General features: G+C 71.4%; 31 protein-coding genes. 22 read left to right on the top strand and 9 right to left on the bottom strand.

Going from position 1 to position 22831, the window contains the following annotated elements; genetic code table 11:
- Window positions 1-50: 50 nt before the first annotated feature.
- Window positions 51-494, bottom strand: coding sequence for a VOC family protein (locus tag LQ327_RS31470; RefSeq protein ID WP_230740333.1), 444 nt, complete (start codon window positions 492-494; stop codon window positions 51-53).
- 75 nt (window positions 495-569) lie between these two features.
- Between LQ327_RS31470 and LQ327_RS31475 the strand changes: the two genes are divergently transcribed.
- On the top strand, window positions 570-884 hold the full coding sequence (locus tag LQ327_RS31475; protein WP_230740335.1) for a hypothetical protein: 315 nt from the start codon (window positions 570-572) through the stop codon (window positions 882-884).
- A gap of 6 nt (window positions 885-890) precedes the next feature.
- On the opposite strand, the gene LQ327_RS31480 is transcribed toward LQ327_RS31475, so the two are convergent.
- Window positions 891-2108 (bottom strand): epoxide hydrolase family protein, encoded by a 1218-nt coding sequence (locus LQ327_RS31480; RefSeq protein ID WP_230740336.1) that lies wholly within the window; start codon window positions 2106-2108, stop codon window positions 891-893.
- A gap of 251 nt (window positions 2109-2359) precedes the next feature.
- Window positions 2360-2980 carry a TetR/AcrR family transcriptional regulator gene (locus tag LQ327_RS31485; protein WP_230740339.1) on the bottom strand — a complete coding sequence of 207 codons (621 nt, stop codon included), beginning with the start codon at window positions 2978-2980 and terminating at the stop codon, window positions 2360-2362.
- Between the two features lie 67 nt (window positions 2981-3047).
- On the opposite strand from LQ327_RS31485, the gene LQ327_RS31490 reads away from it, so the two are divergent.
- From LQ327_RS31490 to LQ327_RS31535, 11 genes are all read left to right on the top strand, one after another.
- On the top strand, window positions 3048-3737 hold the full coding sequence (locus LQ327_RS31490; RefSeq protein ID WP_230740340.1) for an O-methyltransferase: 690 nt from the start codon (window positions 3048-3050) through the stop codon (window positions 3735-3737).
- 47 nt (window positions 3738-3784) lie between these two features.
- A complete protein-coding gene (gene arr, locus LQ327_RS31495) occupies window positions 3785-4210 on the top strand; it encodes an NAD(+)--rifampin ADP-ribosyltransferase (RefSeq protein WP_230740342.1) in 426 nt (141 codons plus the stop codon).
- A gap of 59 nt (window positions 4211-4269) precedes the next feature.
- A complete protein-coding gene (locus LQ327_RS31500) occupies window positions 4270-4806 on the top strand; it encodes a hypothetical protein (protein ID WP_230740344.1) in 537 nt (178 codons plus the stop codon).
- A gap of 235 nt (window positions 4807-5041) precedes the next feature.
- Window positions 5042-5257: a hypothetical protein gene (locus tag LQ327_RS31505; protein WP_230740346.1), complete on the top strand. Its 216-nt coding sequence runs from the start codon at window positions 5042-5044 to the stop codon at window positions 5255-5257.
- 86 nt (window positions 5258-5343) lie between these two features.
- Window positions 5344-5469, top strand: coding sequence for a hypothetical protein (locus LQ327_RS34375; RefSeq protein ID WP_269071344.1), 126 nt, complete (start codon window positions 5344-5346; stop codon window positions 5467-5469).
- A 46-nt stretch (window positions 5470-5515) separates the two neighbouring features.
- Window positions 5516-6430 (top strand): SEC-C domain-containing protein, encoded by a 915-nt coding sequence (locus tag LQ327_RS35110; RefSeq protein WP_230740348.1) that lies wholly within the window; start codon window positions 5516-5518, stop codon window positions 6428-6430.
- 3 nt (window positions 6431-6433) lie between these two features.
- Window positions 6434-6931, top strand: a complete 498-nt coding sequence (locus LQ327_RS31515) for a DinB family protein (RefSeq protein ID WP_230740350.1) — start codon at window positions 6434-6436, stop codon at window positions 6929-6931.
- A gap of 43 nt (window positions 6932-6974) precedes the next feature.
- Window positions 6975-7619: a hypothetical protein gene (locus tag LQ327_RS31520; RefSeq protein ID WP_230740352.1), complete on the top strand. Its 645-nt coding sequence runs from the start codon at window positions 6975-6977 to the stop codon at window positions 7617-7619.
- A 10-nt stretch (window positions 7620-7629) separates the two neighbouring features.
- Window positions 7630-8796 carry a WXG100 family type VII secretion target gene (locus tag LQ327_RS31525; RefSeq protein ID WP_230740355.1) on the top strand — a complete coding sequence of 389 codons (1167 nt, stop codon included), beginning with the start codon at window positions 7630-7632 and terminating at the stop codon, window positions 8794-8796.
- The gene (locus tag LQ327_RS31530; protein ID WP_230740357.1) at window positions 8793-9113 is read left to right on the top strand and encodes a hypothetical protein; all 321 of its coding nucleotides are present in this window, start codon (window positions 8793-8795) and stop codon (window positions 9111-9113) included. The genes LQ327_RS31525 and LQ327_RS31530 overlap by 4 nt, the downstream gene beginning before the upstream one ends.
- A 95-nt stretch (window positions 9114-9208) precedes the next feature.
- On the top strand, window positions 9209-9400 hold the full coding sequence (locus LQ327_RS31535) for a hypothetical protein (RefSeq protein ID WP_230740359.1): 192 nt from the start codon (window positions 9209-9211) through the stop codon (window positions 9398-9400).
- On the opposite strand, the gene LQ327_RS31540 is transcribed toward LQ327_RS31535, so the two are convergent.
- The gene (locus LQ327_RS31540) at window positions 9390-9566 is read right to left on the bottom strand and encodes a hypothetical protein (RefSeq protein WP_230740361.1); all 177 of its coding nucleotides are present in this window, start codon (window positions 9564-9566) and stop codon (window positions 9390-9392) included. The two genes, LQ327_RS31535 and LQ327_RS31540, sit on opposite strands and share 11 nt — an antisense overlap.
- A gap of 21 nt (window positions 9567-9587) precedes the next feature.
- On the opposite strand from LQ327_RS31540, the gene LQ327_RS31545 reads away from it, so the two are divergent.
- A complete protein-coding gene (locus LQ327_RS31545; protein WP_230740364.1) occupies window positions 9588-9866 on the top strand; it encodes a hypothetical protein in 279 nt (92 codons plus the stop codon).
- 24 nt (window positions 9867-9890) lie between these two features.
- Window positions 9891-10295 carry a hypothetical protein gene (locus LQ327_RS31550; RefSeq protein WP_230740366.1) on the top strand — a complete coding sequence of 135 codons (405 nt, stop codon included), beginning with the start codon at window positions 9891-9893 and terminating at the stop codon, window positions 10293-10295.
- Window positions 10296-10797: 502 nt separating this feature from the next.
- Here LQ327_RS31550 and hemW read toward each other — a convergent pair.
- A complete protein-coding gene (hemW, locus tag LQ327_RS31555; protein ID WP_230740368.1) occupies window positions 10798-12036 on the bottom strand; it encodes a radical SAM family heme chaperone HemW in 1239 nt (412 codons plus the stop codon).
- Window positions 12037-12140: 104 nt separating this feature from the next.
- Here hemW and LQ327_RS35370 point away from each other — a divergent pair, with 104 nt between their 5' ends.
- The 5 genes from LQ327_RS35370 (at window position 12141) to LQ327_RS31580 (ending at window position 17232) form a co-directional block, all read left to right on the top strand.
- Window positions 12141-12266: a putative leader peptide gene (locus tag LQ327_RS35370; protein WP_372460795.1), complete on the top strand. Its 126-nt coding sequence runs from the start codon at window positions 12141-12143 to the stop codon at window positions 12264-12266.
- 121 nt (window positions 12267-12387) lie between these two features.
- The gene (locus tag LQ327_RS31560; RefSeq protein WP_230740370.1) at window positions 12388-14157 is read left to right on the top strand and encodes a nitrite/sulfite reductase; all 1770 of its coding nucleotides are present in this window, start codon (window positions 12388-12390) and stop codon (window positions 14155-14157) included.
- Window positions 14158-14305: 148 nt separating this feature from the next.
- Window positions 14306-15028 (top strand): phosphoadenylyl-sulfate reductase, encoded by a 723-nt coding sequence (locus LQ327_RS31570; RefSeq protein ID WP_308286412.1) that lies wholly within the window; start codon window positions 14306-14308, stop codon window positions 15026-15028.
- On the top strand, window positions 15025-15939 hold the full coding sequence (cysD, locus tag LQ327_RS31575) for a sulfate adenylyltransferase subunit CysD (protein WP_230740374.1): 915 nt from the start codon (window positions 15025-15027) through the stop codon (window positions 15937-15939). The genes LQ327_RS31570 and cysD overlap by 4 nt, the downstream gene beginning before the upstream one ends.
- The gene (locus LQ327_RS31580) at window positions 15940-17232 is read left to right on the top strand and encodes a sulfate adenylyltransferase subunit 1 (protein ID WP_230740376.1); all 1293 of its coding nucleotides are present in this window, start codon (window positions 15940-15942) and stop codon (window positions 17230-17232) included.
- Between the two features lie 71 nt (window positions 17233-17303).
- Here the strand turns inward: LQ327_RS31580 and LQ327_RS31585 are convergent, their stop codons facing one another.
- From LQ327_RS31585 to LQ327_RS31595, 3 genes are all read right to left on the bottom strand, one after another.
- Window positions 17304-18122, bottom strand: coding sequence for an alpha/beta fold hydrolase (locus LQ327_RS31585; RefSeq protein ID WP_230740378.1), 819 nt, complete (start codon window positions 18120-18122; stop codon window positions 17304-17306).
- Between the two features lie 136 nt (window positions 18123-18258).
- Entirely contained in the window at window positions 18259-18987 is a 729-nt protein-coding gene (locus LQ327_RS31590; protein WP_230740380.1) for an HAD-IA family hydrolase, read from the bottom strand.
- Window positions 18984-20018, bottom strand: a complete 1035-nt coding sequence (locus LQ327_RS31595) for a zinc-binding dehydrogenase (RefSeq protein ID WP_230740382.1) — start codon at window positions 20016-20018, stop codon at window positions 18984-18986. The genes LQ327_RS31590 and LQ327_RS31595 overlap by 4 nt, the downstream gene beginning before the upstream one ends.
- Before the next feature lie 101 nt (window positions 20019-20119).
- On the opposite strand from LQ327_RS31595, the gene LQ327_RS31600 reads away from it, so the two are divergent.
- Window positions 20120-20644, top strand: coding sequence for a TetR/AcrR family transcriptional regulator (locus LQ327_RS31600; protein ID WP_230740384.1), 525 nt, complete (start codon window positions 20120-20122; stop codon window positions 20642-20644).
- Window positions 20645-20676: 32 nt separating this feature from the next.
- Here the strand turns inward: LQ327_RS31600 and LQ327_RS31605 are convergent, their stop codons facing one another.
- Window positions 20677-21165 (bottom strand): beta-class carbonic anhydrase, encoded by a 489-nt coding sequence (locus tag LQ327_RS31605; protein WP_230740386.1) that lies wholly within the window; start codon window positions 21163-21165, stop codon window positions 20677-20679.
- Between the two features lie 298 nt (window positions 21166-21463).
- Between LQ327_RS31605 and LQ327_RS35375 the strand changes: the two genes are divergently transcribed.
- A complete protein-coding gene (locus LQ327_RS35375; RefSeq protein WP_372460796.1) occupies window positions 21464-21556 on the top strand; it encodes a putative leader peptide in 93 nt (30 codons plus the stop codon).
- A 121-nt stretch (window positions 21557-21677) separates the two neighbouring features.
- The gene (locus LQ327_RS31610; RefSeq protein ID WP_230740388.1) at window positions 21678-22787 is read left to right on the top strand and encodes an LLM class flavin-dependent oxidoreductase; all 1110 of its coding nucleotides are present in this window, start codon (window positions 21678-21680) and stop codon (window positions 22785-22787) included.
- Window positions 22788-22831: the final 44 nt, after the last annotated feature.

The raw sequence follows: 22831 nt of genomic DNA on the forward strand, positions 1-22831 counted from the left end.
GCCGATGCCGTCCTTACTCTGGGCCTGGTCACCGCGGGCGGCCCGCTCAGCTACCCGGTCGCACCCGACGGCCATCGAGCCGGCGCCCAGTCCCCCTCAAAGTCCGTCGTCTGCCCCACCTCGATCAGGTGCCCGTCGGGGTCGCGGAGGTAGCAGCGGATCTCGTAGTCGTGCTGTTTGGGCGGCGTCAGGAACTCCGCACCCCGGGCACTCCATTCGGCGTACACGGCGTGGATGTCCTTGACCCGGATGTTGAGGAAGCTGCTGACACGGTCAGGATCGCTCGGCGGCTCCAGCGAGACCGATGGCTTGTCGTCGGTCGGGCCCCCGCCTACATTGATGATGATCCAGCTGTTGGAGAGCGCCACATAGGTCACGTCCCCGGAGAAGGCCACCTTCCCGCCGAGTATTTCAGTGTAGAAGCGGCGAGAGCGCTCGACGTCGTCGGAAACGATGAAATGCGCCAGCACGATTTCCTGGTCGATGTCGGTCATCATGACCTCCTCTGATGGGGACGGACTCGGTATAACGGTGAGCACCGGAGTACGACGAGAGATGACGGACGCCCGATGAACCCTGACGCCCAGGACCAGCAGAACGACCGCGGCGAGGACGGGTGGGGTGACCAGCCGATGGCCGCGGAGACGCCCACCGCGACTGAGCTCGCCGAGCTCCAGGAGGCGGCGGTGGCGTTGCGCGACCGCATCGCGTCCCCGGGTCGCTACCCGCCCTTCCCGCGGGAGGTCACGCTGCTCATGGCCGCCCGCCTGCTCGAGACGATCGCCGAGGCCGGCCCCACCCCGACGCCGGACCGGTGGCAGACCGTGGTCGACGCCGCCGACGAGATCGCCCACCACGTCCGCCGCAACGGCCCGACGTCGTGACCCTCCTCAGCGCAGCGGCCGGAACGCGGCCCGGAGCTCCGCCGCGAACAGCTGCGGCTCCTCCCAGGCGGCGAAGTGGCCGCCCCGTTCGGCCTCGCCGAAGTAGTTCAGGGTCGGGTAGGACTGCTCGGCCCAGCTGCGGGGCGTCCGCCAGATCTCGCCGGGGAAGGCGCTGAAGCCGACCGGAATCTTGGGCGTCGGGAGTGGCTTGCTGCCCGCGGCGGGGGCGTCCGGTCCGTAGGCCTCCCAGTAGGAGCGGGCCGCGGACGCGCCGGTGCCGGACAGCCAGTAGGCCGTCACGTTGTCGAGGACGTGATCCCGGGTCAGGTTGCCCGAGGGGCGGCCGTCGATGAATGCGCCGGCGATCTTGTAGTAGGCGTCGGTGTCGTGGTCGATCATCCACGCGGCCAGGGCGACCGGGGAGTCCAGCAGCGCGTAGCCGATGGTCTGCGGGCGGGTCGCCATCTCGACGAAGTAGCCGTTGCCGCTGGTCTGGAAGGTCTGGAGAGCGGTGAGCGCGGCGCGTTCCGCGGTCCCGTCGTTGGGCAGCGACGTCGGGTCGTTGAGCGCCGGGACGAGCAGGTTGGTGTGGATGCCGACCAGCCCGTCGGGGCCGAGCCGTCCCATGGTGTCGGTGACGCCGGCGCCGACGTCGCCACCCTGGGCGACGTAGTGGTCGTAGCCGAGCCGGCGCATGAGCTCCGACCAGGCCCGCGCGGTCCGGGCGAGGTCCCACCCGACCTCGGCCGGCTCGGCGGAGAAGCCGTACCCGGGCAGCGACGGCAGCACGAGGTGGAACGCGTCCGCGGCGGTGCCGCCGTGGGCGGTGGGGTCGACGAGCGGGTCGACGACGTCGAGCATCTCCACGACCGAGCCGGGCCAGCCGTGGGTCATGATCAGCGGCAGCGCGTCCTCGTGCCGGGACCGGACGTGCAGGAAGTGGATGTCCACGCCGTCGATCTCGGTCGTGAACTGCGGCAGCGCGTTCAGCCGGGACTCGACCCGCCGGCCGTCGTACTCCGTGGCCCAGTACCGGGCGAGCGCCTGCATGGTGGCCAGCTGCACCCCCTGCGAGCGGTCGCCGACCAGCTCCGCGCTGGGCCATCGTGTCGCCGCGATCCGACCGCGCAGGTCCTTCAGATCGTCCTCGGCCACCGTGATCTGGAAGGGCCGGATGGCGGAGTCGGTGGTGGCGGACGCGGGGCGACCGGTGGTCGTCGACATCGAATGCTCCTCTGCCGGAATCGGGCAGCCGTCAATGTGGCGGGAAAGAGTACGCGCGGCCCACTCCCCCAGACAGACATCAGCGCGGAAGAGCGAACGAATGCCAGCCATGCTCGACCGGATGCCTGAAAATCATCCGACCCGTGGCGGGAACCCGAATCGCAACAATGCACCGTCGGTACCCGATCACACACACGTCGTTCGATTGTGCAAATCCGTCCGTCATATCTGTCCAGAATGACGACACCAGGTCATCCCCCGCCGCCCCCGGTGAGATACCGGGTCAGCATCGCGACGAGCTCGGACTCCAGGCGCTCCACCGCGACCAGTGCCGGATCGGCGACCAGCTGGTGGACGATCAGCTCGACCCCCGCGTCGATGATCGCGGCCGCGGTCTCGACGTCGTCGACGGCCACCTCGGGATGGTTCGCGAGGAGCTCGTGCAGCGCGCCGACGCGAGCCGCCCGCACGTCGCCGATCTGCTCGATGAGAGCCTGCGACCGCGGCCCCTCCTCGACCATCAGCCGCAGCAGCCGGGGGTCCTCACGGTGATGATCGATCGCGGCGCGCACCAGGTCGCGCACGACGTCGACGAGCGGACGGCTTCGGTCCTCCGGTCCCGGACCGCCGGCCTGCGGGGCGAGGTGGCGGGTGAGCAGCTCCGCCAGGATCGCGTCCTTGTTCGGGAAGTACTGGTAGAGCGAGCCGATCGAGACCCGGGCGCGCTCGGCGATGCGGTTCGTGGTGCCCGCGGCGTACCCGTACTCGGCGAGAACGTGAGCAGCCGCCGTGAGGATGCGCTCGCGGGTGAGCTCGGCCCGCACCTGACGGGGCTGTTTGCGCGGCTCCAGGCGACGGTGCTCCGGGCGCATGCCGCTCCTCACGACGGCGGGCGAAAGCGAGTTTCGCCCGGGGTGAAGGTTTACTCACAATAGTGCCATGACCAGCCGCGATCCCCTCACGCTCCTCGATCCGCAGGCTGCCGCCGTGCTGCGCCGCCTGCACGCGGCGAACGACCGGCAGCTGCCGACGCTCCTTCTGCGGCTCGTCCCCGACCTGCCCGCGCTCGCGCTAGGGCGCCCCCGACGAGCGAATCCCACGGCGGCCGACGACATGGGCGACGCGTTCCTCGCGCTCGGCCGTGAGCAGGCCGCCTACTGCTACGCGCAGGCCCGCGCGGTGCAGGCGCGGCGGGTCGTCGAGTTCGGGACGTCGTTCGGGGTCTCGACGATCTGGCTGGCCGCCGCCGTGCGCGACAACGGCGGCGGCACGGTGATCGGCACCGAGATGGTCCCGGCGAAGGCGGAGCGCGCCCGCGACCACGTCCGGGAGGCGGGCTTGGCGGATCACGTCGACATCCGCGTCGGGAACGCCCTGGAGACCCTCCGCGACCTCGATGGTCCGGTCGACCTCATGCTCAACGACGGCTTCCCCGACGCGGCCCTCGACGTGCTCCGCCTCGTCGCTCCACACCTGCGCCCGGGCGCGGTGGTGATCACGGACAACGTCGGGGTGATGCGCGGCGACTACGCCGACTACGTGGCCTGGGTCCGGCACCCGGCGAACGGCTTCGTCTCGGTCCGCCTGCCCTACAAGGGCGGCACCGAGGTGTCGGTCCGGGTGGGCTGAGGTCGTCGCGCGAGGATGGCGGTCCGGATCCCGGCCAGAGGAGCGAGATGACCCCGCCGACGCCGTTCGAGGTCTACGAGTCGGGCGCGCTGCTGCACGGGACGAAGGCCGACCTCGCCGTCGGCGACCAGCTGGTGCCCGGCCGCGAGTCGAACTTCGAGGCCGGACGGATCATGAACCACGTCTACGTGACGGCCACCCTCGACGCCGCGACGTGGGGCGCCGAACTGGCCGCCGGCGAGGGCCGAGGCCGCATCTACGTCGTCGAACCCACCGGCGCGCTCGAGGACGACCCCAACGTCACCGACAAGAAGCTGCCCGGCAACCCCACCCGCTCCTACCGGACCACCGAGCCCGTCCGCGTCGTCGGGGAGATCGAGGACTGGGTCGGGCACACGCCCGAGCAGCTGCAGGCGATGCAGAACGGCCTCGACGACCTCCGCCGACGAGGGCTCGCCGTCATCTACGACTGACCGCACCCGAACCCTGTCGGTGCCGGTGGGTACGGTCCCGCGACGTCGGAGGGTGAGGCATGGGTGAGTACGACGACTGGACCGCCGAGGCCGCGAGGCTGCTCGGAGCGCTGGGTCGCGAGCGGGTGCCGGCGTTCGAGTACGCCCTGATCGACGGGCTCGCGAAGTGGCTGTTCTCCGACGCCAACCCCGGCGCGGACTACGACGACGACGCGGCGGCCCAGGTCATCTCGGTCCTGTTCGGTGCGTTCAGCGACGCGCACGAGATCGAGCCGCCCACCAGCCCACCCGACGACGACGGGGTCGGGACGGCCCGCGACGCGCTCGTCGCCGGCGCGCACCAGCTCTCCGAGGGACCCGGCGTCACCACCCTGATCATGCGGGTGATGCCCGCCATCAAGGGCGAGCTGACGGCGCACACCGGCGACCCGGGCAAGCAGCTCCACAGCGCCTACTTCTACCTCCTGCTTGCGGTCGCGAGCGGGACGGGCGAGCTCGGCAGTCCTGAGGTCGCCGAAGGGCTGCTGGCTTCGTTCACGGGGTGGGACGGGCTGTTCGCGTCGGGAGCGGTTCCGCGGCCCACGCCTCAGGACTGACAGCCCTTTCTCATCCACCGACGACGGGTGCTGTCGACAAAAGGTTCCCGCAGTTTGCCGAAACACCGGGAACAGTCCACCGAACCCCATTGCGTCACCTGTTCGGCGTAAGAAGAGTTATGCATGGGCCGTTGATGTCGCTTTCTGTGATACTGCATTCCACGCGCGCGGCGATGGGCCACTGAAGGGCGCAGTAAACGCGTCGTGGAATGACAGATGGTGACAGGGGGAAGTCATGCGACGACTCGCTCCGCACGAGAGCTCCCGATACCGCGCGGCCGCCGCCTATGCCCGCCGGGTCTACCCCGGACTGCTGGGCGAGCTGATCTGCCGCGAGATCGAGCGGGCGGTCGACCTGGGATATCGCGACGATCGCGACGCCCTGGTCCCGCGCCTGGTCGACGACATCCTCCATCGGCCGACCGCCCTCAGCCGGGCTGGCTCGTCATGACGGTCAGTGAGCCATTCCCCAACGCGGCCGACCGTTCCCGCTGCCGGAGCGCTGCGACCCACGCACGGGCGTTCCAGCCCGGGGCCTTGGGCGAGTTGGTCGAACGCGAACTCAAGGCCTGGGCCGATTTCGGATACCGGTTCGACGGCGATCGCCTCATCCCGCGCCTCGCCGACGAGATACTCGAGGCGGCATCGAGCCCGGCCCGGTGACGGCCACCCCTGCGCCGGCCGCCGCTTTCCCCCTACCGTTCTGAGTGTGGCCACACTCCTGACCGAGGACGACCTCACCGAGATCACCCACGACGCCATCGTCGCCGACGATCCGGGCCCCGCGATCGACACGCTGCTCGCCGTCGTCGACGAGGGGCGACTGGCCGACGAGGCCGACCGGACCTACGCACTCGGCCTCGCCGCGGACCTCGCCGAGAAGCGCCGAGACGGCGACCAGGCCATCGCCCTCTCGCGGCGGTCGGTGACGGCGGCGCAGGGCACGGACGAGGAGAACTGGACCCGCGGCCGGCACGCCGACCTGCTGCTGCGGTTCGGGCACGACGACGAGGGCATGCGCGAGGCCCGCGCGCTGCGCCACCTGCTGACCCGCGACGAGATGGCCGCGCTCTACGTGACCGAGGCGCTCACCGAGAACGGCCGCGCCGAGCTGGCCGAGGAGTGGTTGACGACCGCGCTGGCGACAGCCGTCGACATCGTCGAGCGCGCGGAAACCGGGTCCACCGCGAGAGAAGAAGCCGAGGAGATCGAGTACGCCCTCGCCACGAAGCGGCGCGCCGTCCGCCGGGATCTCGGGCTGCCACCGGACGAGATCGACCAGGAGATGGACGAGCTCGAGGGCGACTCCCCCGAGCCCGAGATGCTGTTCTGGCCCGAGGCCGCGTTCGACCAGATGCTCGCCACGTTCCCGGACCGCGCGGAGTCGCTCGGCGCGACGTGGGAGGAGCACCGGATGTACGTCGAGCAGGTCCTGCTGGAGGTGGGCCCGATGCCGGTCGAGGTCGCGACCCCGGAGCTGCTCACGGCGACCCTCGAGGGCGAGGATGTCGAGGCGGTCGCCTCCGGGCCGTTGCTCGAGTGGCCGCCCGGTCGGAACGACCCGTGCTGGTGCGGCTCCCGCACCAAGTACAAGAAGTGCTGTCTCCCGCGGACCCGGAGCTGAGCTGTGCCGGAACGATCGTCGCCGGGCTCCTTCGACGTGCTGCTCGCCGACGAACGCACCCAGCTCGACGCGTTCGTCGAGGAGTACCGCCGCGCCATCGAGGCCACCCTCGACGGTCTGTCCGAGGAGCAGGCCCGCCGCCGGCTCGTCCCCTCGGCGACGACGCTGCTCGGACTCCTCAAGCACGTCACCTGGATGCAGCGCGTCTGGTTCGAGGAGTGCGTCGGCGGCCGGCCCCGCCAGGAGCTCGGCCTGGTGGGGAGCCCGGACGAGTCGTTCCGGCTCACCACCGCCGACACGGTCGCCTCGGTCACCGCCGCCCACCGTGAGGCGTGCGCGACGGCCCGGGAGGCGGTTACGAGCCTGTCTCTCGACGCCGTCGTGACCGGCCATCGGAGCGGGCCCCGCACGCTGCGCTGGGTCTATCTGCAGGTTCTGCGGGAGCTCGCCCATCACAGCGGGCACGCCGACATCCTGCGCGAACAGGTGCTCGCGGACTGAGCGCCCAGGCGGCGGCCCGCGCGACCACCGACACTCACCGGTGATGGGATCACCACTGGACCGGTTCGACGGCTGGATCGGCGGCCTGGGCACGGCGTCCGGGCTGCGCCTCGTCGTCGGGCACTGGCCGTCGTCGCCCTATGGCGCGTTCACCGACGTCATGGTCGAGCACGCCGACGGCCACCGGGTGCTGCTCGCCCCGGACCAGCAGGTCGCGGACTTCGTCAGCGCCACCTACACCTTCGACGAGGTCCGGCTCGTGCCGGTCGAGCTCGTCAAGGACGACCACCGGGCACATCTGACCGCCGGCGACCTCACCGCCACGCTCCACCTCGGCCGCCGCGACCTCCTCGGCCTGCTCCTCCGCGCCGTCCCGACGCGGCTCGCCACCGCCCCGCGCTGGATCGCCACCATCGACGCGATCGCCCGCCGCGTGCTGCCCGGCGTCCGCACCGTCGGGAGCGCGGGCGGCGGACGCACCGAGTACTACGGCGCCCGCGACCTGCACCGCATCACCGCCGCGACCGTCCACGTCGACGGCCAGGACCAGGGCGCCATGACGCCCGTGAAGCCACCGGTCCGCTTCGGGTTCGGATCCACCCCGACGACGCCGTCGTGGGTCCGGATCACGACGCTCGTCCGGACCGATTCTCCGAAACGCGACATCTCGGGAGGCTCGCCCGCCTAGCGTCGGCGCGGTGGGCGTCGACGAGATCGTCTCCGAGGTCGGACTGTGGTGGCCGTCCGCGGACGAGGAGAAGCTGCGCGAGGCAGCACGGGCCTGGGCGCGGATGGCGGGGGCGCTGGACGGGGCGGTCGACGTCGGCCGCGCGGGCGCCGCCCAGGCCACCACCCACTGGGCCGGTGACGCTGCTCGGATGTTCGCTGCGGCCTGGCAGCAGCATGAGCAGACGCTGCACGACGACGCCGTCGGTGCCCGGGCCCTGAGCGCGGCGCTCACCGAGTACGCCGACGCCGTCGCGGACGCCAAGCGCCGGGTCGAGGAACTGGCGATGACGGCGGGCGCGACGATCGTCGCCGGGGTCGGGCTCGCGTGGCTGACGTTCGGGACGTCGGCCGCGGCGGCCGCCGGGGTGAGCGCGAGCCTCGTCGCGGCGGCGAGCGCGATCGGGGTCGAGCTGTCCGCGACGGCGGCGACGATCGTCGCCGGAGCGCTGGTCGGGATCACGTTCGGCGCGGTCGAGGGCGCCGTCGTGAACATGGCGGTCACGCAGCCGCTGCGCGTCCAGGCCTTTCACGACGGCGGGTACTCGACCGCTGAGGTCGCCACGTCGGCGACGGCGGGTGGGCTGCTGAGCGGTGCTCTGGGTGGGGTCGCGGCCGGGGTGCGCCCTGTCGCCGGCGGTGCCCCTGCGCCGAGGTCCGCCGCCGAGGACCTCGCCGAACTCGACAGCCGCATCACCGCCGCCCTCGACCCGGCCAACCGCGGCGCGCTCGGCCCGCTCTTCAGGGTCGGCCTCCACGAGACCCCGACCGCCACGTTCACCCCGGCGCAACGACCCGCCGCGACGCTCCTCGAGGACGAGGGCCACAGCGTCCACGCCCGCCCCGATCCCGCCGCGCTCGTCCGCTCCTCCCCCGCCGACGGCGGCCGGCTCACCGAGCTGATGCGCCCCGCCGAGCCGACCGGCGCCGCCGTCGAGAACGCGATCCTGGAGGCCAACGGAAGGCTCGCCCGCAACGGCAGCGGCGACATCGTCGTCGACGCCCGCGGCACCACGCTGGACGAGAACGCCGCCGGTGAGGGCCTCGTCGCCGCCATCACCCGGATCATGAGCCAGGGCCACGAGCCGCCCGACTCGATCCGCTTCGTGTTCGACGACCGCAGCATCTGGTTCCCGTGACCGCCGACGACGGGTTCGCGACCCAGCCGGGCGAGCTGACCGCGGCGGCCGGACGGTTCGACGAGGCCGCGGGGATCGTCGCCGACGCGCTCACGGCGCTGCGCAGCACGCTCGACGGCCTCGGGAACTACCTCGGGACCGACGACCAGGCCCGGACGTTCGCCACGCAGTACGAGCCGAAGGCCGCCGAGGGACTGGCCGCGATCGACCACGAAGTCGGGAGTGCCCGTTCGGTCGGCGACGCCCTCCGCGCCACCGCACTGGACTACCAGCGCCACGACAACGGCGTCGCCGACCACCTGCAGCCACCACGCTGACCGTCCGGATCCACCGCATCGGTGGACGAGACGACCCCGCCGAACGCACTAGCGTCGATGGTCCGAACGCGTAGCGGGAGAAAGGCGGTCGTCGGATGATCCGGGTACTTCGCGATCTCGTGGTCGAGGCCGTCTTCGCGGGCGCCATGACGAGCCTGGTGCTCGGTTACGGCGCGGTCGGCCTGGTCCTGCTGCTCGTCGGCGCGATCATGCTCAGCCTGGTCCTGTCCGGGCACCGCTATATGGCGTTCGGGGCGAGCAAGAAGCTGACGACGATCAACCTCTGACGTCGTCGGGGCCCAGCAGTTCGACGGCGAGCGTGCGCGCCTCCCGGACGAGGGTTCCGGCGACTCGCCCCGGGTCGCGAGCACGACCGGGCGTGGGCGCGACGTCGTCGATCGGGATCTGCACGAGGTCGTGGTGGAAACCGGTGCTGGCCGGGCTCCGCGGCATCGAGTCCGCCCGGGATGTCGCGTGCGGACGAACATCGGTGACGAGCTTCCCGACGGCGCCCTCGCTGACGTCGCGAAGTTGGCGGCGGCTGGGCATCTGACGGTGCCAATCGCGCGGACGTTCGCGCTCGAGGAGTACCTGACGACGTTCGAGATGAGCGCCTCGAACCGGGCCGGCAGGAAGGTGCTGCTCATCCGTAGTCGGGTGCGGCACCTGGCGCTGACCAGCGAAACGATGCTCGGCAGTGCGCCTCGTGATCGTGTGGAACCGAACGGCCTGTACGTGTCTCCAAGGGGGTGAAGACCACTTCACGGGAGGCAAGACATGAAGCTCAGCCTCGCTCTTCTCATCGCCGGGGTCGTCACCGCGAGTCTGCTCGTGCCTGCCTCGGCGGCCGCCACTGAGAACGCCCCACGATCGGTCATCCCGCAGTGCACCGACATCAGCTTCAGGGGAAACACCGGACAGATCAACATCCGAACGAGCCCGAACCGCTTCGTCGCGTGGAACATTGCCATGTACGAGAGCTGGCGCAACGATGGTCCGTGGAAAGCTGACGTCTACGTGAACAACCGGAAGGTCGACCACAAGGACCAGGACTACCAGCCACATGGCAGCGTCAACCCTGCCGACCTGCCGCCTGGCTCGTTCGTATCCATCGAGGCCTGGCACACGGATCGCTTCGGAGCGGAGCACTACTTTGTCCCGAACCAATGCTTTGTCCCATGAGCTGACGGCCTTCTTGGGCGACCAACTCCGCGCGCTAGCGGGGAGTTCGGGCTTCTCCATCACAACGGACGGCCCCGACCTTGTCGTGGTCGGCGACGATGGTCGCAAGAGCCGGAACGGGACGGCCGCGATCCTCGATGACGGTGACGACCCGCGCCCCGCCGGCGAACGGGCGGCGACCGCGGCCAGGGCCGTACTCGGGCATGTGCAGGACGAGATCTCGCGTCAGATCGGGCAGCCTTGGCCTGGCGACGGCTCGGCGCTCCCACTCCCCGGGGCAGCGGTGGAGGACGGGTCACTCGTCGCCTGGTTCGGCGACCGCGACGCCCCGACCTGGCGCTCTGAACAGCTCCCGTTGCCCGCGTAGATCATCACTCGCCCTTGTCGCGGGCTACCACGGTCCCTGCGCCGCCTTGTCGTTCTGATTCACAACGACAAGGCGGTGCGGGGAGGGCGATTCCCCGCGACAAGGCGACGCTCCACGGGCCGAACGCCGCAGCGGTCACGCCCCGGTCAGCGAGATCGCCAATCCGTCGGCGAGCAACCGCCCGCGCCGTGTCAGCACCGCGCGGCCGTCCTCCCACGCCGACCCGACCAGCAGCCCGTCCGCCGCCGCGCGCTCCCCGGCCGCGCGCCCGTCGTCGTCGAGCACCGATGCCGCCAACCCGTCGACCGTCCGCAGCTCCAGCAGCACCTGCTCGAAGCGCCGCTCCGCCCCGCTTAACAGCTCCCGCGCCTCGGCCGGCGACTCCCCCGCGGCCAGCATCTTCGAGTACCGCGCCGGGTGCCGGACGTTCCACCAGCGCACCCCGCCGACGTGTGAGTGCGCGCCCGGCCCGGCGCCCCACCAGTCGCCGCCGGACCAGTAGCCGAGGTTGTGCCGGCACCGCGCCTCGACGGCCTTCGCCCAGTTCGAGACCTCGTACCAGGAGAGCCCGGCGGCCGAGAGCACGTCGTCGACGATCTCGTAGCGGTCGGCGAGGACGTCGTCGTCGGGCATCGGCAGCTCGCCGCGCGCCACACGGCGTCCGAGCGCCGTGCCCTCCTCGACGATCAGCGAGTAGGCCGAGACGTGGTCGGCGCCGGAAGCCAGGACCGCGTCGAGCGAGCGGCGCAGGTCGGCCTCGGTCTCGGTGGGCGTGCCGTAGATGAGGTCGAGGTTGACGTGCTCGAGCCCGGCCTCGAGAGCCGCCGAGGCCACCGACACCGCAGCACCCGGGGTGTGACGACGGTCGAGGATCGCGAGCACGTGGTCGACGTCGGACTGCATGCCGAGCGAGAGCCGGGTGTAGCCGGCGTCGGCGATGGCCGCGAGCAGGCCCGGCGTCGTCGACTCGGGGTTGGCCTCCGTCGTCACCTCGGCGCCGGGGGCGAGCCCGAACGACGAGCGCACCGCGTCGAGCACCGCGACCAGGCCTTCGGCCCCGAGCAGGGAGGGCGTTCCTCCGCCGAGGAAGACGGTGTCGGCGGGCGGAGCACTCCCGAGCACCGACGCGCCGAGATCCAGCTCCCGCCGGAGCCCCTCCAACCACGACGCGGGCGATGCCGGGTCGTCCGACGAACCCGAGAGCCCCAGGTCGGAGGCCGTGTAGGTGTTGAAGTCGCAGTACCCGCAGCGGGTCGCGCAGAACGGCACGTGGACGTAGACGCCGAACGGGCGCGTCCCCAGCCCGTCGAGCGCGGACGGGGGCAGCGCGCCGTCGGCCGGGGCGGGCTCGCCGCCGGGAGGCACGGAAGGCACGACCCGATTGTGCCTGCGCGCCGTTCGTGCCTCCGGCACGTGTGCGTGCGTTTCCGTGCCCAGGCACGGAAACACACGCACGTGCGCGGAGCGCGAAGCACCACATGCGGTGGAATCAGGACACGGCACATGGCACGCTGGTCGTCGTGAGTGCCCTGGACCCGATGCTCGTCGGCCGACCCCATGTCGACCTCGCGCGCGTCGCCAGCGCACTCTGCCCGGCCTGCTGAGCAGCGCCGCTGACCGCCCGCGCGTCGGGCACCCACCACCACGACCGTCAGCAGGTGCCGCGCGGGCAGGCCCACGGGGTCGATCTCGCGTGTGTCCTGCGCCCCGGAGGACGTACCACCGATGACCAGCGCTCCGTCCAGCGAAGGCGCCTCGACGCCCGAGGAGTCCTACGCCGAGACCACCCCGCTCGGTGTGAAGGACGTCCCCGACGACAAGCCGGTCAAGGCCAAACCGAAGCCCCGCAAGGGCAAGGCCGAGGCGCAGTGGGCGCTGGGCTACCGCGAGCCGCAGAACAAGAACGAGCAGTCCAAGAAGGACGACCACCCGCTCAACGTGCGCGCGCGGATCGAGAACATCTACGCGCACCGCGGGTTCGACTCGATCGACCCGGCCGACCTGCGCGGGCGTTTCCGCTGGATGGGGCTCTACACCCAGCGCGCCGAGGGCTATCCGGGCACCGACACCGGCCACGTCGAGGAGGAGCTCCTCGACGCGCGGCACTTCATGCTGCGGGTGCGGGTCGACGGCGGCGGGCTGACGACGGAGCAGCTGCGGGTCATCGGCGAGATCAGCCAGACCTTCGCGCGCGACACCGCCGACGTCACCGACCGCGAGAACATCCAGCTGCACTGGATCCGCGTCGAGGACATGCCGGAGATCTGGCGGCGCCTCGAGGCCGTGAACCTCTACACCACCGAGGCGTGCGGCGACTGCCCGCGCGTGATCCTCGGCTCGCCGGTCGCCGGGATCAGCGCGGACGAGATCATCGACGGCACGCCCGCCGTCGACGAGATCGTCGAGCGCTTCATCGGTGACCGCTCGCTCGCGAACCTCCCCCGCAAGTTCAAGACCGCGATCTCGGGCCAGCAGGACGTCGCGCACGAGGTCAACGACGTCAGCTTCGTCGGCGTCAACCACCCCGAGCACGGGCCGGGCTTCGACCTGCACGTCGGCGGCGGCCTCTCGACCAACCCGAAGCTCGCGGTGCGGCTCGGCGCATGGGTCCCGCTCGACGAGGTCGCCGACGTCTGGCACGCCGTCGTCGCGGTCTTCCGCGACTACGGCTACCGCCGGCTGCGCACCCGCGCCCGCATCAAGTTCCTCATCGCCGACTGGGGCCCGGAGAAGTTCCGGCAGGTCATGGAGGACGAGTACCTGCACCGCAAGCTCGTCGACGGCCCGGCCCCGGACCCGATCGCCGGCACCATCGACCACATCGGCGTGCACGACCAGGTCGACGGCAAGAAGTACGTCGGCGTCGCGCCGCCGGCGGGCCGGACGAGCGGGTCGACGCTGGTCGGCGTCGCGAAGGCCGCCGAGGACGTCGGGTCGGGCCGGGTCCGGCTCACGCCGTACCAGAAGATCCTGGTGCTGGACGTCCCGCCGGAGCAGCTCGACACCCTGACGACGGCGCTGGACCACCTCGGGCTGCCCGCGCGGCCGTCGGTGTTCCGCCGGGCGACGATGGCCTGCACCGGGCTGGAGTTCTGCAAGCTCGCGTTCGTCGACACCAAGAACCGCGCCGGCGAGCTGGTCGAGGAGCTCGAGAAGCGCCTCGGCGAGGTCGCGCCCGAGCTCGAGACGCCGATCTCGATCCACCTCAACGGCTGCCCGAACTCGTGCGCGCGGGTGCAGGTCGCCGACATCGGGCTCAAGGGCCAGATCGTCAACGACGCCGAGGGCAACCCGGCCGCGGGCTTCCAGGTCCACCTCGGCGGCGGGCTGGGTCTCGACTCCGGGTTCGGCCGCAAGCTGCGCGGTCACAAGGTCCTCTCCGCCGACCTCGGTCCCTACGTCGAGCGCGTCGTGCGCAACTTCGTGGAACACCGCGAGGCCGGCGAGCGCTTCGCCCAGTGGGTCGTGCGCGCCGAGGAGGGCCAGCTGTCGTGAGGTCCTTCCCGGTGCAGTACTGCCCCTACTGCGGTGAGCAGGACCTCCGCCCGCGGGAGACCCCCGAGGGCGCCTGGGAGTGCGCGGACTGCCGCAGCACCTTCGTCGTCACCCGATCCGTGACGTCAGCGTTGACGGGAGCACATCAGTGACCAGCACCGAGGCCGACACCCGACGGGCGGACGCCCTGGCGGCGGGCGAGCGCTTCGCCTCGCTCGAGTCGAGCACCGACCACCTCGAGCTCACCCACGAGATCCTCGAGTGGGCCGCGCAGACCTACGGCGAGAAGCTGATCGTCGCGTCGAACATGCAGGACGCGGTGCTGGTCAAGCTCGGTGCCGAGGCCCGGCCCGGCGTCGACGTGCTGTTCCTCGAGACCGGCTACCACTTCGCCGAGACGCTGGGGACCCGCGACGCGGTCGCGCACGTCTACGGCGTGAACATCGTCGACGCCCACCCGGACCAGACGGTCGCCGAGCAGGACGAGCTGATCGGCAAGGACCTCTTCGCGACCGACCCCGGTCAGTGCTGCAACCTGCGCAAGGTCATCCCGCTGCAGCGGACGCTCGCGAACTACGACGGGTGGGTCACCGGAGTGCGCCGCGTCGAGGCCCCGACCCGCGCGAACACGCCGCTGGTCACCTGGGACGAGCGGCACTCTTTGGTCAAGGTCAACCCGATCGCGCACTGGAGCGACGAGCAGATGGACGCCTACATCGCGGAGAACGCGGTGCTGGTGAACCCGCTGGTCGCCGACGGCTACCCGTCGATCGGCTGCCAGCCGTGCACCGCCAAGCCGGCGCCGGGCGCCGACCCGCGCAGCGGCCGCTGGGCGGGCTTCACCAAGACCGAGTGCGGGCTGCACGGATGACCGCCACCGTCGAGACCACCGCGCACGACCAGCTCGCCGCCCTCGAGTCCGAGGCCATCCACGTGATGCGCGAGGTGGCCGGCGAGTTCGACCGCCCGGTGATCCTCTTCTCCGGCGGCAAGGACTCGATGCTGCTCGTGCACCTGGCCCGCAAGGCGTTCTGGCCCGCGCCGGTGCCGTTCCCGGTGCTGCACGTCGACACCGGGCACAATTTCGACGAGGTGCTGTCGTTCCGGGATGCGGTGGTCGAGCGCTACGGGCTGACGCTCGAGGTCGCGAAGGTCCAGGACTACCTCGACGACGGCCGGCTCACCGAGCGCGCCGACGGCACCCGCAACCCGCTGCAGACCACTCCCCTGCTCGACGCCATCGCCGACAACCGGCACGACGCGGTCTTCGGCGGCGGTCGTCGGGACGAGGAGCGGGCGCGGGCCAAGGAGCGGATCTTCAGTCTCCGCACCGCGTTCGGTGCTTGGGAGCCGAGTCGGCAGCGCCCCGAGCTGTGGAACCTCTACAACGGGCGCCACAAGCCCGGCGAGCACGTGCGCGTGTTCCCGCTGTCGAACTGGACCGAGCTCGACGTCTGGCGCTACATCGCCCGCGAGGGCATCGAGCTGCCGACGATCTACTACGCGCACGACCGCGACGTCTTCGCCCGCGACGGCATGTGGCTCACCTCCGGCCCGTGGGGCGGACCGCGCGACGGCGAGACCGTGGTGTCGAAGACGGTCCGGTACCGGACCGTCGGCGACGGGTCGTGCACCGGCGCCGTCGAGTCCACCGCCACGACGTTGGACGAGGTGCTCGCCGAGGTCCGCGAGTCCCGGCTGACCGAGCGCGGGGCGACGCGCGCGGACGACCGGCTCTCCGAGGCCGCCATGGAGGACCGCAAGAAGGAGGGCTACTTCTAGATGGCGCCGGACACGAAGCGGAGCGGAGCTGGACTCGTCGAGACTGATCTTCTGCGGTTGGCGACGGCGGGGAGCGTCGACGACGGCAAGTCGACGCTCGTCGGGCGCCTGCTCTACGACACCAAGTCGGTGCTCGCCGACCAGATGGAGGCCGTGGAGCGCGCCACCCAGGGCGGCGGCGACCCCGACCTGTCGTTGCTGGTCGACGGGCTGCGCTCGGAGCGCGAGCAGGGCATCACGATCGACGTGGCCTACCGCTACTTCGCGACGCCGCGCCGCTCGTTCGTCCTCGCCGACACCCCCGGCCACGTCCAGTACACCCGCAACACCGTCACCGGCGCCTCCACCGCGCAGCTCGCGGTGCTGCTCGTCGACGCGCGCCACGGCGTCGTCGAGCAGACCCGTCGTCATGCCGCGGTGATGGCGCTGCTGCGCGTGCCGCGCCTGGTGCTCGCCGTCAACAAGATCGACCTGGTCGACTACGACGAGACGACCTACCTGACGATCGCCAAGGAGTTCGTCGAGATCGCGCAGTCGCTCGGGTACGGGGACTCCGACGACACTGCCGTCGTGACGATCCCGGTGTCGGCGAAGGTCGGCGACAACGTCGTCGTGCCCTCCGAGCGGACGCCCTGGTACGACGGCCCGACGCTGCTCGACCACCTCGAGTCCGTCCCCGTCGACGGGCCCGACGCCGCCGCGCCGTTCCGGTTCCCGGTGCAGACCGTGATCCGGCCGCGCACCGCCGAGTACCCCGACTACCGCGGGTACGCCGGACTGGTCGGGGCGGGCACCGTGCGGGTCGGCGACCCCGTCGTCGTCCTGCCCGACGGCCAGCGCACGACGATCGAGGGCATCGACCGGTTCGAGGGCTCGGTGGACTCGGCCGTGGCGGGCGACAGCGTGGTGCTGCGCCTCGCCGACGACCTCGGGGTCGCCCGCGGCGCGGTGATCGCCGCCGCCGACGACGCCCCGGAGGCGGTCACCGAGTTCTCCGCGACCCTGGCGTGGCTGCACGACAAGCCGCTGGTGCCCGGGCGCAAGCTGCTGGTCAAGCACGGCACCCACACCGTGCAGGCGATGATCACCGCGGTGCTCGACCGGCTCGACGTGCAGACCCTCGCCCGCGAGCCCGACCCGGACGGCCTGGAGATCAACGACATCGGGCACGTCGCGATCACCGTCGCCGAGCCGCTGCCGCTCGACGACTACGACCGCGTCGCCGCGACCGGCTCGTTCCTGGTCATCGACCCGCAGGCCGGGGACACGCTCGCGGCGGGGATGCGCGCGTAGGTGCGCTTCGCGCTCGTGAGCACTAATTGACGTCAGAGCGTCAATTAGTGCTCACGAGCGCGTCAGCGCACCTATGAGATGAACGTCAGGAGATCCTTGTCGAGCGCCTGCTGGTACGGGCCGGCGATCCCGTGCGGGGCGCCTGGGTACACCTTGAGCTCGGCGTTCTTGACGAGCGGGACCGCCTTCATCGCGGCGTCGTGGATCGGGACGATCTGGTCGTCGTCGCCCTGCGCGATGATCATCGGGACGTCGATCGCCTGGAGGTCCTCGGTGAAGTCGCTCTCGGAGAACGCCTTCACGCAGTCGTAGGCGGCCTTGAGTCCGACGGTCATGCCCTGCCGCCAGAAGTCGTCGCGCGCGCCCTGCGAAATCTGACTGCCGTCGCGATTGGTACCGTAGAACTGCGCGGACAGATCTTTGTAGAACTGCGAGCGGTCGGCGAGGACACCGGCGCGAATCTGGTCGAAGGCCTCGAGGGGCAGCCCTTCGGGGTTCTTGTCGGACTTGATCATGACGGGCGGGATGGCGCCGGCCGTGAAGACCTTGCTGACGCGGCCGTTCGCCTTCCGCGCCGCGTAGCGCACGACCTCGCCGCCACCCGTGGAGTGCCCGACGAGCACGACGTCGCGCAGGTCGAGGTTCTCGATGAGCGCGGCGAGGTCGGCGACGTAGGTGTCCATGTCGTTGCCGTCCCAGGTCTGGGACGAGCGGCCGTGCCCGCGACGGTCGTGCGCGATCCCGCGGAAGCCGTGGTCGGCCACCATCTTCAGTTCGACGTCCCAGGCATCCGAGGTCAGCGGCCACCCGTGGCTGAACACCACGGGCCGGCCCTTGCCCCAGTCCTTGTAGAAGATCTGGGCGCCGTCAGGAGAGGTGTTGAAGGGCATGAGGATTCTCCGAGCGGTCGGGAGAGGGTCCCCTCGATCGTGTCTCTCCGCATTGCGCGGACGCATCAGTCAAGCGACGGCACTCCGGGATCCATTCGGGCTAGGTGTGCTCCGCACTCGTGAGCAGAAAGTGTCGTCATAGCGACACTTTGTGCTCACGAGCACGAAGTGCACCTATGAGTTCGGCCATCGACCCGACGTGCAGGTCCGGCGTCGTCACGTCCGTCGGCGCCGGCGTGGCCCCGTAGCCCTCCCGCCCGCGGCGGCGTTGCACCCAGCAGGTGGCCAGGCCGAGCCGGTGGGCGGCGCCGATGTCGTGGTACTGGCTCTGCGCGACGTGCAGGACCTCGTCGCGCGCGACCCCCGCCGCCGCGAGCCGCTCCAGCGCCGTCTCGAACATCCGCCGGTCCGGTTTGTTGACGCCGACCTGGTCGACCGTGACCCCGTCCGCGAACGGCTCGCCGAGCGTCGCGGCCATCGCGTCGAGGGCCGGCCGGTCGGCGTTGGTGACCGCGACGAGCAGGTACCGCTCCCCCAAGACTTTCAGCGCCTCGACCGAGTCCGGGAACGCCGGCCACGACCCGATGGAGCGGCGCAGCGGCGACGGGCTGCCGGTCAGTCCCGGGAGCGAAATGTCTGCCGCCAGCCGCACCGAGATCGGATCCAGCATGGCGGTGAACGGCATCTCCGGCGTCAGCTCCTGCTGCACGCCCTCGGCCGCGCCGAACGCGGCCAGCACCGCCTCGTCGTCGGGACCCTGCCCTCCCGCGACCGACCGGACGCCGTCGAGGATCCCGGTCTCGAAGTCGATGAGGGTCCCGACGACGTCGAACGTCAGTGCCCGAATCCCGTCTGCCCGGATCACGGCTCCACCACCAGCTTCCCGACGAAGTCCTTCGCGACGAAGTCGGCCTGCGCCCGACCCAGCTCCGCGAGCGGGTACCGGCCGGCCACGAGCGGGCGCAGCGCGCCCCGGTTCGCGGCGTCGACGACGGCGGCGAAGTCGGCGTGGGTGCCGAACGACGAGCCGACCACCGTGAGCTGGCGCAGGTAGATCGTGCGCAGGTCGGCCTCGACGAGCGGGCCCGCGATCGCGCCGGCGACGACGTAGCGGCCCAGCGGCGCGAGCACCCGCAGCAGGTCGCCGAAGGCCTTGCCCGCGACGACGTCGGCGACGACGTCGACCTCGTCGATCCCCTGGGCGTGCAGCGCGGCGAGCAGGTCGGCGTCGCGCCCGAGGACGACGTCCGCCCCGAGCGCGCGGATCGCCGCGTGCTTGGCCTCGCCGGCGACCGCGACCACCCGCGCGCCGCGGTCCTTCGCGATCTGCACCGCCGCCGACCCGACCCCGCCCGACGCGCCCGTGACCAGCACCGTCTCGCCCGCGACGAGCCCGGCGCGCCCGAGCATGCGCATCGCGGTGGTGCCCGCGGTCGGGAGGCTGGCGAGCTCGGCGTCGTCGAGGTCGCCGCGCACCGCGTGGGCGTTGCCGGCGGGCACCGTCACCAGCTCCGCGAACCCGCCGTCGTATTCACTGCCGAGATAGTCGGTGACGACGAGGGCGCGCTCGTCGCCGTCGTAGATCATCGGGTCGACGAGGACCCGCTCCCCGACCCGCTGGGCCGACACCCCGGCCCCGACGGCGTCGATCTCGCCAGCGACGTCCGCGCCCTGGATGCGCGGGAACGTGAACGCCTCGCGGCGCCACCCGTGCTGGGCGACCGGGTCGTCGGGAGCACCGTAGGCCCCTTCGCGGGTCCAGATGTCGGTGTTGTTGAGCGCGGTGGCCCGGACGCGGATGCGGACCTCGCCGGGTCCGGGTTCCGGGTCGGGCACGTCCTCGCGGTACTCCAGCGCGTCCGGCCCGCCGTGACGGGTGAGCAGTACGGCCCGCATGGTCGTCCTCCTGAGGTATACCGACTGGTTTAGTGGCGACGTCGAGAAAACACGGCGCGGGCGCTCGAAGTCAACCCACCGGTCGGTATACCTTCGGACACATGACGACGCCCGCCGGCCGCGAGCTCCTCGAGCGCGCCTCGGAGCTGTTCTACGACGAGGGCATCACCGCGGTGGGGGTCGCGGGCATCGCCGAGGCGGCCGGCGTCACCAAGAAGACGCTCTACGACTGCTTCGGCTCGAAGGCCGCGCTCGTGGCGGCGTACCTGCGGCAGCGGCACGACCGGTGGTGGTCGTACCTGCAGGAACGGCTGGCCGAGGAGCCGTCGGTGCTGACGCTGTTCGACACCTACCTCGCGCACCCGTGGTTCGACACCGAGCGGGGGTGCGCGTTCCAGCGGGCCGCGGCGGAACTGCCGGACGGGCACCCGGGGCGCGCGGTGATCGTCGAGCACAAGGCGGCGGTGCAGGCGGAGATCGCGCGGCTGGTCGAGCACGACGAGGCGCTCGCCGAGCACCTGTTCCTGCTGCTCGAGGGCGCGGTGGCCCGCCGTGGGACGGAGCGCACGACGGCGGGTCTGGAGGCGGCCCGCAGGTGCGCCGAGGCGCTCGTGAGCACTAATTGACGCCAGGGCATCAATTAGTGCTCACGAGAGCTTCAGCTCACCTCGTGAAGCTTTCCGGTCGCCACGTCGAAGACGAACCCGCGCACCGAGGACTTGTTCTTCACGAACGGGCTGTCGATGATCCGCTTGATGGAGTCGCGGACGTCGCCCTCGAGGTCGGGGAAGGAGTTCGCGGTCCAGTTCGGGCGCTCACCGGAGGCCTGCTCGAGGATTCCGGCGAACTGCTCGTCGGAGAACGTCAGCATGCCGCAGTCGGTGTGGTGGATCAGCACGATCTCCTCGGTACCGAGCAGGTGCTGGCTGATCGCGAGGGAGCGGATCGTGTCGTCGGCGACGATGCCGCCGGCGTTGCGGATGACGTGCGAGTCGCCCTCCTGCAGGCCCAGTACGCCGTACACGTTGAGCGGGCGTTCCATGCACGCGACGACGGCGGTCTTGCGGGCGGGCGGGAGGGGCAGCGGGCCGGCGAAGCCCGCGGCGTAGGTCTCGTTGTTCTGCAGGTACTCGTCGGTGACCGACATGGTTCGTCCTTCCGGGACGGTGGGAGTTCGAGTGGTCAGCGCGAACCGGCCGCGGAGAGGGGCGGGCTCCGTCAGCGGGCGGATGACGGAGAAAGCGCGCTCACGCGGCCCGTCGACACCACTGATCGAACTCCTGGACGCGACGGCTCGGCCAGAAGGCCTCGAGGCCGCACGCGCACATGCGCATGATTCGACCGCACTCCGCGCGACGGGCGCAAGGACGCCTCTGACCAGTCACGGCCCGTCGTCGCCGTCTGAGACGACGATCCCAGCGGCTGCCGCTTGAGAGTGACGGGCCGTGCGCTTAGCGTCGCCCACCATGACCGGCACGCAGCTCGTGGTGCGCGAGCACATCGACCTGCTGCGGGTCGCCTCCGCGCTCTGTCGCTGAGCGCTGATCACCCGGGTCGTCGAGCCACGCGGCTCCGCCCCCACCGGTCTCGATCCCGTGCCGACGGCTGCCGCTGTCACGCCGGGTCACCCCACGCGACACCCTGATCCAGGAGAGTCCCATGACCACGGTCGAGTTCATCGGCATGATCGGCACCCGGGTCGTCTCCGAGATCCACCCGGCGTCCGGCCCGCCGGTCGATCCGGCCGTGGTCCGCCGTTTCGTCGACGCCCACGAGCAGGGCGGCTTCGACAAGGTGCTCGTCGGACACTCGGCCTCCACCCCGGACGGCCTGCAGGTCGCCGCGTACGGCGCCTCGCACTCCGAGCGGCTCGGGTTCCTCGTCGCGCACCGGCCCGGGTTCGTCGCCCCGACGGTGGCCGCGCGCTCGTTCGCCACGCTCGACCAGCTCTCCGGCGGACGCGTCGCGATGCACGTCATCTCGGGCGGCAACGACGCCGACCAGCGCCGCGACGGCGACCACCTCGACAAGGACGCCCGGTACCGGCGCACCGACGAGTACCTCGACATCGTCACCCGGACCTGGACCAGCCCCACGCCCTTCGACCACGACGGCGAGCACTACCACCTCGAGGACGTCTCCCCCGACGTCCGCCCGCGCCAGCAGCCCTGCATCCCGATCTACTTCGGTGGATCGTCGCCGGCCGCGTACCGGGTCGGTGGGAAGCACGCCGACGTGTTCGCGCTCTGGGGCGAGCCGCTCGCCGAGACCGCCGAGCAGATCGTGGCGGTCCACGAGGCCGCGCGGCAGGCGGGCCGCACGACGCTCCCGCGCATCAGCGTCTCGTTCCGGCCGATCCTCGGCGCCACCGAGGAGCAGGCCTGGGCCCGCGCCCACGACATCCGGGACCGCATCCTCGGCACCGGTGGCGCCGCCGGCAGTTTCACCGGGACGCGGATGCACGACCGCACCCCGGCCAACGTCGGGTCCCAGCGCCTGCTCGCCGCCGCCGACCGCGGCGAGCGCCACGACCGCGCGCTCTGGACCGCCACCGCGGCCGCCACGGGCGCGGCCGGGAACTCCACGGCCCTCGTCGGGACCCCGGAGACGGTGGCCGCGGCGCTGCTCGACTACGTCGACCTCGGGGTCACGACGCTGCTCATCCGCGGCTACGACCCGATCGACGACGCCGTCGCCTACGGGCGCGACCTGCTGCCGCTGGTCCGCGCCGAGCTGGCCCGCCGGGCGCCCGCCGGCGCGCAGGCATGACCGCCCTGCTCACCGTCCACCCCACTGAGGAGACCAGCCCGTGA

It is taken from the genome of Actinomycetospora endophytica (genome assembly GCF_021026375.1).
In the GTDB taxonomy this organism is placed as follows: domain Bacteria; phylum Actinomycetota; class Actinomycetes; order Mycobacteriales; family Pseudonocardiaceae; genus Actinomycetospora; species Actinomycetospora endophytica.

What these genes read in the sequence shown, in the direction of transcription:
- LQ327_RS31475 (WP_230740335.1), top strand. Translation starts at nt 570, where the DNA reads ATGAACCCTGACGCCCAGGACCAGCAGAACGACCGCGGCGAGGACGGG.
- LQ327_RS31540 (WP_230740361.1), bottom strand. Translation starts at nt 9,566, where the DNA reads ATGCCGCGGAGCCCGGCCAGCACCGGTTTCCACCACGACCTCGTGCAG.
- LQ327_RS31470 (WP_230740333.1), bottom strand. Translation starts at nt 494, where the DNA reads ATGACCGACATCGACCAGGAAATCGTGCTGGCGCATTTCATCGTTTCC.
- LQ327_RS31550 (WP_230740366.1), top strand. Translation starts at nt 9,891, where the DNA reads ATGAAGCTCAGCCTCGCTCTTCTCATCGCCGGGGTCGTCACCGCGAGT.
- LQ327_RS31520 (WP_230740352.1), top strand. Translation starts at nt 6,975, where the DNA reads ATGGGATCACCACTGGACCGGTTCGACGGCTGGATCGGCGGCCTGGGC.
- LQ327_RS31585 (WP_230740378.1), bottom strand. Translation starts at nt 18,122, where the DNA reads ATGCCCTTCAACACCTCTCCTGACGGCGCCCAGATCTTCTACAAGGAC.
- LQ327_RS31535 (WP_230740359.1), top strand. Translation starts at nt 9,209, where the DNA reads ATGATCCGGGTACTTCGCGATCTCGTGGTCGAGGCCGTCTTCGCGGGC.
- LQ327_RS31595 (WP_230740382.1), bottom strand. Translation starts at nt 20,018, where the DNA reads ATGCGGGCCGTACTGCTCACCCGTCACGGCGGGCCGGACGCGCTGGAG.
- LQ327_RS31480 (WP_230740336.1), bottom strand. Translation starts at nt 2,108, where the DNA reads ATGTCGACGACCACCGGTCGCCCCGCGTCCGCCACCACCGACTCCGCC.
- LQ327_RS31485 (WP_230740339.1), bottom strand. Translation starts at nt 2,980, where the DNA reads ATGCGCCCGGAGCACCGTCGCCTGGAGCCGCGCAAACAGCCCCGTCAG.
- cysD (WP_230740374.1), top strand. Translation starts at nt 15,025, where the DNA reads ATGACCGCCACCGTCGAGACCACCGCGCACGACCAGCTCGCCGCCCTC.
- arr (WP_230740342.1), top strand. Translation starts at nt 3,785, where the DNA reads ATGACCCCGCCGACGCCGTTCGAGGTCTACGAGTCGGGCGCGCTGCTG.
- LQ327_RS31605 (WP_230740386.1), bottom strand. Translation starts at nt 21,165, where the DNA reads ATGTCGGTCACCGACGAGTACCTGCAGAACAACGAGACCTACGCCGCG.
- LQ327_RS31600 (WP_230740384.1), top strand. Translation starts at nt 20,120, where the DNA reads ATGACGACGCCCGCCGGCCGCGAGCTCCTCGAGCGCGCCTCGGAGCTG.
- LQ327_RS31560 (WP_230740370.1), top strand. Translation starts at nt 12,388, where the DNA reads ATGACCAGCGCTCCGTCCAGCGAAGGCGCCTCGACGCCCGAGGAGTCC.
- LQ327_RS31610 (WP_230740388.1), top strand. Translation starts at nt 21,678, where the DNA reads ATGACCACGGTCGAGTTCATCGGCATGATCGGCACCCGGGTCGTCTCC.
- LQ327_RS31490 (WP_230740340.1), top strand. Translation starts at nt 3,048, where the DNA reads ATGACCAGCCGCGATCCCCTCACGCTCCTCGATCCGCAGGCTGCCGCC.
- LQ327_RS31500 (WP_230740344.1), top strand. Translation starts at nt 4,270, where the DNA reads ATGGGTGAGTACGACGACTGGACCGCCGAGGCCGCGAGGCTGCTCGGA.
- LQ327_RS31505 (WP_230740346.1), top strand. Translation starts at nt 5,042, where the DNA reads ATGCGACGACTCGCTCCGCACGAGAGCTCCCGATACCGCGCGGCCGCC.
- LQ327_RS35370 (WP_372460795.1), top strand. Translation starts at nt 12,141, where the DNA reads ATGCGGTGGAATCAGGACACGGCACATGGCACGCTGGTCGTCGTGAGT.
- LQ327_RS31580 (WP_230740376.1), top strand. Translation starts at nt 15,940, where the DNA reads ATGGCGCCGGACACGAAGCGGAGCGGAGCTGGACTCGTCGAGACTGAT.